The 211-nt window shown below is 42.7% G+C and carries 1 pseudogene; it reads right to left on the bottom strand.

What is annotated here, in order from left to right:
- Positions 1 to 211, bottom strand: a pseudogene (locus LCF57_RS28420) (sugar-binding protein); the annotation flags it as partial.

Genomic DNA, 211 nt, shown 5'->3' with positions numbered 1-211 from the left:
ATTATATATGTTGCCGAATCTAGTAATCTTTTCATTTAAAATCAGTCCGCCCAAGCATACCTGATCTTGTTCACTGCCGTGATTATAAGCACGGCCAAATTTTGAGCTGAATTGAGATAAATAAGCATTACGTGTGTTTGGTTCTACCTGCATCAATCCGTCGCCGGCTGATGGACTGCCTGGTAAGCCTGCTCCAAAGCTGCTTTCCTTT

This window comes from Paenibacillus sp. BJ-4, from assembly GCF_020404765.1.
Lineage (GTDB): Bacteria > Bacillota > Bacilli > Paenibacillales > Paenibacillaceae > Paenibacillus.
The sequence above is the reverse complement of the archived record's forward strand: the minus strand, read 5'-3'. Positions and strand labels throughout refer to the sequence as shown.